Genomic DNA, 14,318 nt, shown 5'->3' with positions numbered 1-14,318 from the left:
ATTACTACTTTTGTTGCTCAGTTGATTTTCGTGCAGCTTTCCTAACTTCTGTAATCTCTAATTCCAGTGCTTGTGCTACCTGCTCCAAAGTTAAACCCAACTTCAATAACCGAGGTACTGCTTCGAGTTTACCCTCAAGTTTACCCTCAAGTTTACCCTCAAGTTTACCCTCAAGTTTACCCTCAAGTTTACCCTCAACGCGCCCCTTACGCTCTCCGTCTTCCAAGCCTTCTTGGTAAACCTTAGTTTGTTTCAAATCGCCTAATCCTAACATTGCCTGAATCTCCGCTTGACTTTTATGAGGAAACTTATAAACAATGATTGTCTCTATTAATTCTACTAATTTTCTCCTGACTTGTTGATCAGGAACTTGTCTACTCCTCTCAATTAAACTTCGCGCTTTTACACTGGCTTGTTCTGGTGGTTCAACTACCAAGGTGAGAGTTCCTAAACCAATTGATTGATTAGTTAAGTCTCTCAACTCATCTAGGTAAATTACTTGCACTCGTTGACTTTCAAAAAACTCCCAATAGCGTATCGGGATACCAGGATCGAGGCGGCGACTCATCCAAATCACAGTTCCTCGCCAATCATTCCGTATTTCCGTCTTATCCAGATACATAAAAATTTCCGTGAGAAGACGAGAATACAGTCCGGTATCAGGTTGAAACTGAAATTCACTGAAATGAATGGGACGTTCTAAGTCTGGCTGTTTTGGTAAAAATGCTCCATCAATCCGAAAAGCTGTTTGCTTGACTTCTACTGATAAAAATTCATAAGCTTCTGCTTCCATTGGAGATTGACCGAGCAATTCAAAGAAAACCCCAGGAAATGTTTTGAATAGTCGGTAAAGAATTGAATCAGTTTTCACACATTCACAAAAACTACATAGCTAAATCAATATATCAAAATATATTCGCACTAAATAGGCATAATTAAGCGGAAAATATGAAAATTGGACTACGACAATACTGGAATTTACTTGTTGATGATCTCAAACGCCAAAAAAGAAGAGTTTTCAAATTTGCGATCGCCCTCCTGGCCAGCATACGGACTACAATTAGTCACAGGAACAGCGATCGCTAATTCCAACTTAGTCAAGGAAGCCAACAATAATTTCCTCAAGCCACTAGACAACACTGTTATATTCTGATACACTTACTCTCAAAGCTATTTGATAAAATTTAGCTATAAGACTTCTTGCAAAAGTCGTGATTTTCAAATTCTTCTTTGCGTCTTTGCGTGAGCTTTTCAAGAATATTTTTGGCGACACCAAAGTATTTATGCAAGAGGTCTATAGCTTCCTCGGTTAATTGAGATAAGGTGTTTTTTAGGGTAGCGCATGACGAATATAATTTCACTCGTAGATTACCAAGAATTTTGGAGAGAACGCAATCAAAATACTCAACAACCAGACCCGTCAGACCCCTCTGATACCATTAATATATGTCCTCAACAATTTGGTACTGGATATGAACGTTGGATTGAACTGCGAGACATTAGTTTATTAATTATTGATGCAGAATTTCACCATGATTTAATGATAGAGAAAAACTATTCAGATAGTTTTATTGGTGGGTTAGAATTTGGATTTCATCTTTTAGGTACTTGGAATAATGTTCATGCTGGAAAAAACTTCTTTCAAAGTGGAAGTCTATACCAAAACAATACATCAGAATTATTGCGATCGCAGCGACTTTTAAAGGTCGATATCCATCCCGAATCCCCTAAATTACTCCAGAGTTTTATTACGAGTGGCTTAGATCTCAAATCTCCAGAAATCCTCAAAAATCTCATTGAACCAGACCAAAATCCACATTTTCAAATAGATTATACCACTCCAGAAATGCGATTTATCCTAGAACAAATTATCAGTTGTCCTTTTACTGGCTTAATAAAAAAAATTTACTTAGAAAGTAAATGTTTAGAAATAATTGCCTTAAAACTGGAACAATTAACAGCCAAAGAAAGTAGTTTCACAAAACCCACCACTTTAAAACGAGATGATATTGATAGAATCCATTATGCCAAGGAAATTTTAACAGAAAATTTAGAGAATCCCCCTTCTTTAATAGAACTAGCCAGACAAGTAGGATTAAACGACTATAAACTCAAGTTAGGCTTTCGCCAAATATTTGGTACAACTGCATTTAGCTACTTGTGCCAACAACGCATGGAAAAAGCACGGCAACTACTTTTAGAAGGTAAAATGAATGTCAAAGAAGTAGCACTTGCCGTTGGATATGCCAATCAAAGCCGTTTCGCCACAGCTTTCCGTAAGCAATTCGGCACTAATCCCAAATCCTATGATTTATTACTGAGAGCCTAGAAAACAACTAATATGCAGCTATCTGCTATCAATTTATAAAAATCCGTTTGAGGCGCAAAAAAATCCGTTTAAGGTTCAATCAGGTCTTCAAAGTGACATCAATTGTAGATTAAACTTCTTGAGAAAGATTCTTAGCTGCTAAAATTACATCCTCTGGAATAAGAAGCTGGTCTACATCAGAAGACCAGTGCAATTATTTGGCGATAAATATTCTGAAAAGAGTAATTATTATCAACAAAGTATTGGATCACAGTTTAGCTGTGAAGATTTCAAAAACTTAAAAAAACTATGTTTACAGGTGTAGGGGAAGGAGTCACAAAAATGAAGTTAGAGTTAATTAACCAGATAAGTTCGGCAGGATTAGCATTAGCTGTTATTGGCAGCTTAATCCAACCAGCCTATGCAGAAAAGCCAACACAAGAAATATCTAGCGTTGAAGATAAACAACATTATTCAACCAGTGCCGCGCAACTATTAACACAAAAGGTAGCACAAACTGGCAATACATCACCCACCAAAATCACAGGTGTTAAACTCAACACCACTAATAAAGGCATTGAATTAATTTTAGAAAGTCCTAATATAGAAGCAATTCGGCCAGTCAATAAAAGCCAAGACAATAACTTTATAGTAGAGATACCGAACACAGTCCTATCACTGGGTACACAAAACTTTTTTAACCAAACAAATCCAATTTCCGGTATTACCAATGTCAGCCTTACTCAAATTAAACCTAACACCGTTCAACTAACAATTACAGGTGAAAAAGGTGTACCAACAGCAGAATTATTTGATAGTGATGAAGGCTTAATTTTTGAAATTACACCCGTTGCAGAAACACCAACAACTCCCCAATCAGAAAATCAAACTCAACCAGAACAACCAACCGCTTCTCAAGAACCAATAGAACTAACAGTTATAGCCACACCAGAAGCAGGTTATTTAGTTCCCGAAGCCACAACAGGTACAAAAATAGAAGTTCCTTTACGAGATGTACCCGCATCTATCCAAGTTATACCCAAAGAAGTAATTCGCGATCGCCAAGTTGTCAGACTCAACGAACTAGCAGATAATGTTAGCGGTGTACGTCCTCAAGGTACTTTAGGTGGACTAGCATCCCAAGGTTATTTTATTCGGGGTTTTAGCACAGAGTTTGAAGCCCTGCGTGATGGTTTTAAAGATTTTGGTTTTACCAGTCCCCGTGATGTAGCCAGTGTTGAAAGAGTAGAATTTCTCAAAGGTCCTGCTTCCGTTTTATATGGAAGTGCTAACAATCCCGGTGGTGTAGTCAACACCATTACTAAAAAACCTCTATCAGATCCCTTCTATCAAATTGGTGGTACATTTGGGAGTTATGATTTTTATCGTGGCACAATTGATCTGACAGGTCCACTCACAGAAAATAGGGCAGCACTTTATCGACTCAACATAGCCTATGAAAATGCTAACAGTTTCCGGGATTTTATTGAAAACGAAAGTACATTTATTAATCCCGTTGTTAGCCTAAAAGTAGGAGAAAACACAGATCTCACCTTTGCTTATGAATATCAAAAATATAACTACACCTTTGATCGGGGTTTTCCTTCCAATAACACAGTAATTTTTGATCTTCCCATTAATCGCTCGTTAGATGAACCAAATATTCAAGATTCTGAATATAAATCCAATAACTTTACCTACGTTTTAGAAAGCCGATTTGGTGACAACAATAACTGGAAATTTCGCCAAGCCTTTAACGTCTTGAGTGTGACTGGTGCTTCCCAAGGTGTACAAGCTGATGCCGTCAATGAAGATGGGCAAACAGTACGCCGCAGATTCCGTCGTTCTGAAAGTGACCAAACAAACATTACTTTTCAAAATGAAATTAGTGGTAAATTTAATACAGGCACAATTCGCCATAATGTTTTAGTTGGATTAGAATTTGCTAATAATCAATTCCAAAGCAATTTTTTCCGGGGTAATATTGCCGACCTAAATATCTTTAACCCAGTCTATGGCGCACAACCAGAACGTATACGTCGGACATATATTGGGGAATATGGTGGGGAAAATGTCGCACTTTACCTACAAAATTTAATTGAACTCACACCCAATGTTAAATTCTTAACTGGTGGCCGTTTTGATTGGGTAAACTCCTACGACCTCTACGAAGATGCACCAGAATTTAACAATAGAAACTCAGATTCAGAATTTTCTCCCCGTTTAGGTATAGTTTATCAACCTACAGACACCACCTCAATTTATGCCAGTTGGACAAATGCTTTCAACCCGCAATATTTTGGCAGAAACCGCAATAATGAACAATTTAAACCAGAAACATCTGAACAATTTGAAATAGGAATTAAACAAAATTTTCTGGATAATCGCCTTTCTGCAACATTAGCCTTTTTTGATATTACCAAGAAGAATGTATTAACTACTGATCCGGTAGATACTGATTTTAGTGTCCAAACAGGTGAACAAAAAAGCCGGGGAGTTGAACTAGATATAGCGGGAGAAATTACACCCGGCTGGAAAATCATTGGTACTTATGCTTACATAGATGCTTATGTTAGCGAAAATAATGATTTAGTCCCCATAGATGATCCGTCAGCTTTATTAAATGATCAGTTACCTGGCGTACCTTATCATAGTGCTAGTTTATGGACTACTTATGAATTTCAACAAGGGAATTTACAAGGTTTGGGACTAGGATTAGGATTGGTTTACGGCGGTGAACGTGAAGCCTCTTTACCCAATCAAATTCAAATTCCTTCTTTTCTGAGAACAGATGCTAGTGTATTCTACAAACGAAAAAATTGGCGATTTGCTCTCAACTTTAAGAACCTTTTCGATACTAAATATTATGAATCTCAAAGAGTCTTTGTTGTTCCAGCCGCTCCTCTTACCGTAATTGGCAATATTACCTTTGAATTTTGATTTATGTAGAGTGGGTATTTCTAAGTCAGATTCTCTATCAAAGAGAATATACTCAAATGCCCACTCCACAGGAGCAGAAAATAATTAAAAATACAAAATTCTTCAGATAAAAATTAGTTCATGAGTAACTAAACTGTTTTAAGGATATAAACTAAGATGATAAAGATTTGCAAAAAGCCGATCGCCCTCAAATTTGATCTGTAAGGATTAACAATGGATACTTTTTTCTGTGCTCAACAATCCCGTCAATTTGGAGAAGACCCAATTGCTAATGCTGGTACTTGGCAAACCTATGTTTTTGTAGAATGTCCTACCCCTTGGCCTACAGAAGCATTGAATTCCAAACCTATTCCTGAAAACTTACGTACTCTCAGACAAGAATTACAAGAGAATGATGATTATATCGAATTTTTCCTCATTTATAATGAAGAAATAAAAAGAGATGATAGTACACGAGTGATCATTTATAGACAAGAAACAGGTTTTGCTCAAGGTTATTATCAATATGAATTTTCTGTAGTGAATATTGATGAAGTAGCCCCAGCTACCAAAACATATTTACTTGACAAATCTAGAGATATTTACTCTTTACGACCTGCAACTAGAGATATCTTTATCTGTACTCACGGTAGTCGAGATAAATGCTGTGCAAAATATGGTAATCCTTTCTACAGAAAAGCAAAAACTATAGTTAATGATTTATCACTATCTAATGTTCGTGTTTGGCAGTGTAGTCACTTTGGAGGACACAGATTTGCACCCACAGCCATAGATTTTCCTAGTGGTAGATATTACGCCAGATTAGATGAAACCTCATTCACATCAATCTTAAAATGTACAGGCAATCTTGATTTTCTTAAAAATGTTTATCGGGGTTGGGGAATTTTACCAATGACTGCACAAGTTTTAGAAAGGGAAATGATTTTTAGGTATGGTTGGGAATGGTTTAAGTATAAAGTCGCTTGTCGAGTCATAAATCAAAGTGATAATGAAGAATTTAGTCGGATAGAACTAAGTTTTATTAACCCAGATAGCAATCTGATGAGTGTAGAGGCTGATGTAGTAATTGATGATAGCAAAACATTAAATCTAATTGGCCACTGTGGTGGGGAAAAAGCAGAATTGGTATCACAGTTTCGGGTTGAAAATTTATCAATAAACACTAAATTAATTCATTGCTAACTATGATGAAAATTCGCTTCTACTTTATCAAACTATGCTTTGTGATAATTATATCAGCATTAATAGTCACTGCTTGTCATAGTGTTAAATATCAAGATTTAACTTTATTGCAACCAAGTTTATCAAATACCGAATGTAAATTAGTAAAACATGAATTAGGTGAAACTTGTGTTTCTCTAAATCCTCAACGTATTATTGTTACAGAACAAGTATCACTAGAAGCTTTAATTGCATTGGGTTTAAAACCAATAGCTACAGTAGATACGGCTTTTATAGCTAGTAAAACTAATTTTCTAAAAGGTCAAATGAATGATATACATTATATAGGTAAAGAGAATCAGTTTAATTTAGAAACTACATTGAAATTACATCCAGACTTAATTATTGGTACTTATGGTATTAATGCAAATAATTATAAATTATTTTCCCAAATAGCACCTACAGTTAAATTACAAAATGTCCATAGTCAATGGAAGGAAACTTTGATAAGTCTTGCTGATATAGTAAATAGAACTGCAACAGCTAAGACATTATTAGTCGAATATCAACAACGTCTAGAAAAATTACGCACAACTTTGGGAGAGAAAATCAATGCACTAGAGGTTTCTGTGGGTCGCTTTCACGGTGGTAATAAAGTTCCTGCATTTCGTTCACAATATTCTTTTCCTGGCAGTATTTTGACAGAGTTGGGAATTTCTATGCCAATTCATCAACGTCAATTAATTAAAAATCCTGATGATACTGTCGTAACACTTAGCTTAGAACGGATAGACTTATTGGATGCTGATGTTTTATTTGTAGCGGTAGATCCTGGTGCTAGAGAAGTATTTCATCAATATCAAAATAGTCGTATTTGGCAAACTATGAATGTGGTGCAGAATCAACAAGTTTATAGTGTGGATTCTAGTTATTGGATTTTTGGAAGTATTCTTTCAGCTAATGCAATATTAGATGATTTATTTAAATATCTTACTCAAGTCAAAATATAAGACCTCTTGCATAAATACTTTGGTGTCGTCAAGAATATTCTTGAAAAGCTCACGCAGAGGCGCAAAGAAAAATTTGAAAATCACGACTTTTGTAAGAAGTCTATAGATAATTAATACTTCTCGGTTAAGGAGTGTAGAGACGTTCCTCATGTAGGGATTCTCGGCTCTACAGGGGTTTTCGGTTCACAAATTTGCTTAACCGAGCAGTATTGTTTTGTATTGAATTTGAATGATTAGGACTGGCAAGGTTTTGACTCTATCCGAATGTGCAATTTAGAAGTTGTTTTGCTTAACACCTTCATTTACTGAATTTTGGCATGAGCCGCCAAAATAATTTTCTCTGTTTCCTCCCAGGAAATACATTTATCAGTTACCGAAACACCATATTGTAAATCCTCACGGTTTCCAGTAATTGGCTGACTACCTTCATATAAATGCGATTCAAGCATCATACCCACGATTGAAGTATTACCATCAATTATTTGCTGAATAATATTTTCAAAAACCTTTGGTTGTAATTTGTAATCTTTATTTGTATTGCCATGACTACAATCAATGACTATTCTTGGTGGTAAATTTGCCGCCTTTAATTGTTCTTCAACAAATTTAACATTCTCAACATCAAAATTAGGCTGATTGCCTCCACGTAAAATTACATGGCCATAGGCATTACCCCTAGTTTGAAAGACACTAACTTGTCCCTTTTGATTAATTCCCAAGAAATTATGGGGACTTTTAGCTGATTGCAGCGCATTTAATGCTACTTGAATATTACCATCAGTTCCGTTTTTAAAACCCACAGGCATAGAAAGACCACTAGCCATTTCTCGGTGAGTTTGTGATTCAGTTGTCCGCGCTCCAATTGCTGACCATGCAATCAATTCGCTAATATATTGAGGAATGATTGGATCAAGCGCTTCAGTAGCTGTTGGTAATCCTAATTCTGCAAATTTTAATAACAAACTACGAGCAATTAATATACCCCGTTCTACTTGAAAAGAATCATCCATATCTGGATCATTAATTAACCCTTTCCAACCTACAGTTGTTCTGGGTTTCTCGAAATAAACTCTCATAATTAGTAGGAGTTTATCCTTAACTTTCCCTGCTAAAGATTTTAATTTTTCAGCATATTCAATTGCAGCTTTAGGATCATGAATTGAACATGGACCAACTACGATAAATTTTCTGCTATCTTGAAAATCAAGAATGTGTTCTATTTCTTGTCGTGATTGTAAAATAGTCTGTTCAGCAGACTTAGTTAAGGGTAATTTTTCCTTAACTTGATTAGGAGTTAATAAGACATGAGAACTTTTAATGTTTGTGTTAATTAATTTGTTGATCATGGCGCAAATCTTTTGATTTGAGTTATTTTATTTTCAGGGTAGTCTATTAATATACACATTTTCGGAAAAATTTACAAGGGAGAAATTATATTTTTAGAACTTATGTAAGTATAACCATGATAGTTGTAGAGCAAGAATAAAATTTATGGTTGTTGCATAATGGTGGGATGAATTGAGATACTTCTAAATATACTTGTAGTAGAAATTGCTTTTGAGGCGGAAAAGAGGATAATAAAATTATGAAAAATACTCACGAGTAAAAATTCAGATTGTAGTTATACTCCGCAAGGGCATAAATTGAGCTTTTGCTTAAAAAGGATATGTGGATTAGGACTTACGCCAAAAACGTCTCAAATCAAACTCCCAATACTTTTTGGTTAAGTAGAGACGTTCCGTGGAACGTCTCCTTTCTCCCTACATCACCTAACTAGCTTTCATCTTCATACCAATCAAATTTTCTAACAGAGCAAAAACATCACTGCGACTAAGTTTTTCCTTACCATTAGCCAAAGCATCAAGAGTACCATGGGCTAAAGTTAAAGGAATTTGGCAAAAATGCAAAGCAGGCCCCTCTGGTAACGAGTTTGTATAAGCATCCGCTAAAGCCAGATTACGACGGGCATATTTTTGGAGATCAGCTTTACTCCATCCATCTGGATAAAAGTCTACACCACGGTTTAGATCCTCAGCATGGTTACGGAGGATATTAACAGCCTGTAAGCCCCGACCAAAGCCAATTGCTTGTGTGCGGTTGCTTTGAGTTCCATCATACCAAGCCCATAAATCAGAGAGTAATAACCCCACTGCACCAGCTACTCCAAAGGTATAACGATCTAAGTCAGACTCTGTTTCAATTTTCCAGTTTCTTTCGGACCAGTAAGCCATTCTATCTGCCATTGCAGCCGTCGCATCCCAAATCCGTGGAGCGATGCTTTCAGGTGCCAGGATAGACCAATCTCTAATGCGTAGACTAACTTCTTCTAAAGAGTTTTCATACCCACTAAAATTCATCAAAAAAGCATCAAGGGCAAAACCATCAACTCCTGCTTGTAATGTCAAGCTAATGGTTTGTAATAAATGCGTCTTCGTAACACGATCCAACTCTGGATGATCTTCTATTTCATCAATGGCGCGCATACACAGATATGCTGATGCAACAGCTTCCTGTAGTCCTGACGGTAGACCACTAATGGGTATATAAAAAGTTCTGCTAGTATCTTTGAGGATTTGCAAGGCATCTCGACGTAAATCCATTTATTCCACTCCTCTCTTAATTTTCACACCATGAGAAAGTTTGTAGTTTTTCGATGACACTGGATATAGTTTTTACAGAAAATTAAAAACTATAAATACCGTGTATTTCATCTAAAAATTAATAGTTTATGGTATCGCAAGTCACCACAATTTGAAATTTAACAAAATCTAGTCTAGTATATAAGCTTTTGGTTACAAGAAACAGACGGTAGAGTGAAAGCTCTCGGTCTTTAGACGAAGGTGTGCGGTCGTAGAGGTAACATTGTTGTCATTTCCATCTGGCAAAAAGCAGAAACTCTCGCAAAATCTATCTCTAGATAGATTACAAAATCAAGATTATGGCATGGTTGAGTTTTTTTCATTAAAGATATATATATAGATAGATTTAAATTTAGTGGCAATTTAGTAATCTCGAAACAGGTGTTGAATAATTGATCAAATTAGGTAGGGTGGGTATTGTCCACAATATGCTGTCCTTGGTATCTCATTTGTCTTTGTTCGTGTAAGTAAGCTCTTGTATCATGGCTAGGCCACACCAGCCAGTCAGCAGTGAACTAAAACCCTAGAAAATCTAATTTCCAGGTGTTTAGATAGGTATAAAACGGTTCGAGAACCTGAATTTAAGGATAAACCAGTTGCAGCCACAAGATTTACATAAAGTATTTGCCCAATCGGAGGTAGCACGAGTTACGAGAGCGTTACCTCAACTCACGGCGGGTATAATTATTTTTTTTGGTAGCTTGGTGCTGCTAGGTTGGGTTTATGAAATTGAATATCTCAAGACTCTTTACTTTAGTGCAATAACCATCAAAGCAAATACAGCCTTGTGTTTGATCCTGTCTGGTGCGTCTTTGTGGTTATTTAATATGGCTGTTAATCAAAGGGATAAAAAAAAACAGCCAAAATCTTTTTATTTATTGCTTTCCCGAATCTGTGCCTTAGTAGTAACAATTATTGGGTTACTTACAGCTACTCAGTATTTATTCGATTGGAATCTGGGTATTGACCAATTTTTTCTCCGTAAATCCTTGGATATAGATGGAACATCCTATTCAGGACGCATGGGATTTGATGTGGCTTGGAGTTTTATATTGATGGGCATAGCTTTAACAATACTGGCACAGAAAAAAATTCTGCAACACTATTGGTATGCCCAAATTTTAATTTTAATAGTCGCGTTGATTCAGTTACAGGGACTTATTGCCCACACTTACGCTGTAAATATTTTTGCTCAAACATTACCCAGTACAACATTTACAAGTTTAAAAACTACATTTTTACTGACAATACTGTGTATTGGGATTTTGTGGACTTATCCAAAACAGGGATTTATGAGGCTGGTGACAAGCGATCGCTATAGTGGTATATTATGCCGTCGCTTGTTATTGGGGGTAGTAGTATTACCTTTTATTCTAGGATCATTAATTATTAAAGGAAAACAAGCAAATCTTTATGATCCCTCCTTTGCTTTATCTCTGTTTACCATTCTGTTAATTGTAATTTTCTCCGCTTTAGTTTGGCAGAGTGTAGCTATGATTGAACACCTCAGCCAGCAACGCGATATCGCTGATAGACTATTGAGAATTAATGAAGAAAAACTCCGAAGTTTTGTTGATGCTAATGTCATCGGTATTGTTTTTTCGGATATTTATGGGACTATTGAGCAAGCTAACGATGAATTTCTGCGGATGATTGGTTACACCCAAGAAGATTTGCAAACAAAAAAGATCGGTTGGAAAGAGATTACACCACCAGAACTGCTTTATTTAGATGAACAAAGTATCACCCAAGCTAAAATTACAGGTGCTTGTGTACCCTACAAAAAAGAATTTATTCGTCAAGATGGAAGTCGTGTTCCGGTACTAATTGGTTATGTATTATTAGGAGAACAACGAGAAGAAGCAGTTTGTTTTATTCTTGATTTAACTGAACAACAGCAAGCCCAAGCAAAAATCCTCCAACTTAATAAAAATCTAGAACGTCGTGTGTCTGAGTTACAAACTTTGCTAGAAGTTATTCCTGTGGGAATTGCTATTGCTGAAGATCGAGAATGTCAAACTATTAAAGTTAATCGGACTTTTGCCAAACAATTGAAAATATCTCCCAATGGCAATGCTTCCCTGGGTGCGTCTGAACAAGAACGACCGAAAACATTTAAACTTTACCGTTATGGTAGAGAATTATCTGTGGAAGAAATGCCCATGCAATATTGTGCTGCTCATGGTGTGGAGGTTCTGGGTTTTGAACTTGATGTAGTTTTTAATGATGGCAAAATGGCTAATCTTTTGGAATATGTTGCACCTTTGTTTGATGAAGAAGGGAAAACTAGGGGAGCTATTGGTGCATTCTTAGATATTACAGAGCGGAAACAATCAGAGGAATTGTTGCGAAATCATCAACAGTGGCTAGAAGATGTATTGAATTTGATGCCGATGCCATTACTATTTATTGAACCAGGAACGGGACAGGTAAATTTTGCTAATCGAGCCGCTAATGAATTAAATGGAGGACATTTTCTTCAAGGTAAAGAGTCTGAAGTATATCCTAATTCTGACTATTTGACTGGTGCTGTAGGAAATCTTTTAACTGGATTAAAGCCAGGGATTTGTAACATACAAAGTCCTAGAATGCGGGTAGCTGCTGGGGAAGAACTGGCAGGATTGGAAGTTGATTTGCACACATCTCAAGGTAGTCGAACTTTACTTATCTTTGCTGATACTTTACCAGCGATGCATAGTTATCCAGCTACCTGTGTGATGGCTTTTCAAGATGTTACTAAACTCAAAGAAGTAGAAAAAGCCTTATCTTTGGGTTATAATCGGTTGCATTTGTTGTTTAACACTGCAAGTAGTCTTTTATCTTGCCAAAAACCAGAAGAATTAATTGATAGTGTATTTGAACAACTAGCTGCTCAAATTGGTTTAGATGCCTATTTTAATTTTTTGGTGGAAGAAAAAACCGGAGTTTTGCAGTTAGTTTCTTACAGAGGAATTGCTGAGGAATTAGCTCAACAAACTGAATGTTTAGAGTTTGGTCAAAGTTTATATGCTTCTCTAATGCAGGAGCGTCGAGCAATTTTGGTGGAGAATCTCCAGCAATCGAAGAAACCGCAAACAGAATTTTTGCAATCTATTGGGGTTACGGCTTATTATGGTTATCCGTTGATTAACCAGGACAAACTATTAAGAATAATAGCTTTTGTTAGCTGTAATCGGGTGTATTTTAGTGACAATCAACGGGGGATGATGCAGGCTGTGTGTGACCAAATAGCGATCGCTATGGAAAGGTCGAGTTTAATTGCTTCTTTACAGCGACAAACTGAACAATTACAAGAAGCCAACCGGATGAAGGACGAATTTCTAGGAATTTTGTCCCATGAATTGCGATCGCCCCTCAATGCTATCCTTGGATGGGCGCAGGTTTTACGCAGTCGTAAATTTAGTGAAGAAATGTTGGCTCAAGCCTTAGAAACTATTGAGCGTAACGCCAGAGGCCAAACCCAAGTAGTTGAAGATTTGCTAGATATTTCTCGAATTATTAGAGGTAAGTTGCAGCTTCAGGTGCGTAATTGGGATTTAGTTTCCATGATTAATGCAGTGATGGAAACTGTGAGTTTAGCTGCTCAATCTAAGGAAATTGGTTTGCGTTTTTCTCTCCCAAATCAAGGATCTTCCCCACCACCAATTAGTAATCCCTTATTTTTAGTTTCCGGCGATCGCGATCGGTTACAACAAATTATCTGGAATTTATTAACTAATGCGATTAAGTTCACCCCCAGAGGTGGTGATATAGAAATTAAACTAGCCAAAATCGCTATCCAAAGTCAAGACTTAATGGATAATCACAAAAAACAACTACTAATTACCAACTATGCCCAAATTCAAGTAATTGACACAGGTATCGGCATTAATCCTGATTTTCTCCCTTACGTTTTTGACCGCTTTCGTCAAGCTGATAGTTCTAACACTAGAACCTACGGTGGATTAGGATTAGGATTGGCACTGGTACGTTATTTAGTAGAATTACATGGTGGTACTGTTGAAGCCGAAAGTCCAGGCCACAATCAAGGGGCAACTTTTACCGTTAAACTTCCACTTTTGGAAATGGGTGATGGGTGATTGGGGATTGGGAACAGGGAACAGGGAACAGGGAACAGGGAACAGGGAACAGGGAACAGGGAACAGGGAACAAGGAACAGGGAACAGGGAACAGGGAACAGGGAACAGGGAACAGGGAACAGGGAACGAACGATTTTCCTGTGAAGATGAACAATTTTCCTGTGGAGATGAACAATTTTCC

General features: G+C 36.8%; 10 protein-coding genes. 7 read left to right on the top strand and 3 right to left on the bottom strand.

Features of this window, described 5'->3' with window-relative positions; all coding sequences use genetic code 11:
* Positions 1-4: 4 nt before the first annotated feature.
* Entirely contained in the window at positions 5-871 is an 867-nt protein-coding gene (locus VB711_RS04565; protein ID WP_323284547.1) for an Rpn family recombination-promoting nuclease/putative transposase, read from the bottom strand.
* An 84-nt stretch (positions 872-955) separates the two neighbouring features.
* On the opposite strand from VB711_RS04565, the gene VB711_RS04560 reads away from it, so the two are divergent.
* From VB711_RS04560 to VB711_RS04540, 5 genes are all read left to right on the top strand, one after another.
* Entirely contained in the window at positions 956-1,153 is a 198-nt protein-coding gene (locus VB711_RS04560; protein WP_323284546.1) for a hypothetical protein, read from the top strand.
* 189 nt (positions 1,154-1,342) lie between these two features.
* A complete protein-coding gene (locus tag VB711_RS04555; protein ID WP_323284545.1) occupies positions 1,343-2,329 on the top strand; it encodes an AraC family transcriptional regulator in 987 nt (328 codons plus the stop codon).
* Positions 2,330-2,650: 321 nt separating this feature from the next.
* Complete coding sequence (locus tag VB711_RS04550) at positions 2,651-5,248, top strand: TonB-dependent siderophore receptor (protein ID WP_323284544.1); 2,598 nt, start codon at positions 2,651-2,653, stop codon at positions 5,246-5,248.
* A 213-nt stretch (positions 5,249-5,461) separates the two neighbouring features.
* A complete protein-coding gene (locus tag VB711_RS04545) occupies positions 5,462-6,430 on the top strand; it encodes a sucrase ferredoxin (protein ID WP_323284543.1) in 969 nt (322 codons plus the stop codon).
* A 41-nt stretch (positions 6,431-6,471) separates the two neighbouring features.
* Positions 6,472-7,419 (top strand): iron-siderophore ABC transporter substrate-binding protein, encoded by a 948-nt coding sequence (locus tag VB711_RS04540; protein WP_323284542.1) that lies wholly within the window; start codon positions 6,472-6,474, stop codon positions 7,417-7,419.
* Positions 7,420-7,721: 302 nt separating this feature from the next.
* On the opposite strand, the gene VB711_RS04535 is transcribed toward VB711_RS04540, so the two are convergent.
* The gene (locus VB711_RS04535) at positions 7,722-8,765 is read right to left on the bottom strand and encodes a 3-deoxy-7-phosphoheptulonate synthase (protein WP_323284541.1); all 1,044 of its coding nucleotides are present in this window, start codon (positions 8,763-8,765) and stop codon (positions 7,722-7,724) included.
* A gap of 423 nt (positions 8,766-9,188) precedes the next feature.
* Positions 9,189-10,019, bottom strand: coding sequence for a phytoene/squalene synthase family protein (locus tag VB711_RS04530; protein WP_323284540.1), 831 nt, complete (start codon positions 10,017-10,019; stop codon positions 9,189-9,191).
* A gap of 635 nt (positions 10,020-10,654) precedes the next feature.
* Between VB711_RS04530 and VB711_RS04525 the strand changes: the two genes are divergently transcribed.
* Together VB711_RS04525 and VB711_RS04520 are read left to right on the top strand one after the other, a co-directional pair.
* Positions 10,655-14,137 carry an ATP-binding protein gene (locus VB711_RS04525; RefSeq protein ID WP_323284539.1) on the top strand — a complete coding sequence of 1,161 codons (3,483 nt, stop codon included), beginning with the start codon at positions 10,655-10,657 and terminating at the stop codon, positions 14,135-14,137.
* Positions 14,130-14,318, top strand: a 189-nt coding sequence (locus VB711_RS04520) for a hypothetical protein (RefSeq protein ID WP_323284538.1), incomplete at its 3' end; no start/stop codon positions are given. The genes VB711_RS04525 and VB711_RS04520, both read left to right, overlap by 8 nt.

Origin of the sequence: Cronbergia sp. UHCC 0137 (assembly GCF_034932285.1) — a bacterium.
Lineage (GTDB): Bacteria > Cyanobacteriota > Cyanobacteriia > Cyanobacteriales > Nostocaceae > Cronbergia.
The sequence above is the reverse complement of the archived record's forward strand: the minus strand, read 5'-3'. Positions and strand labels throughout refer to the sequence as shown.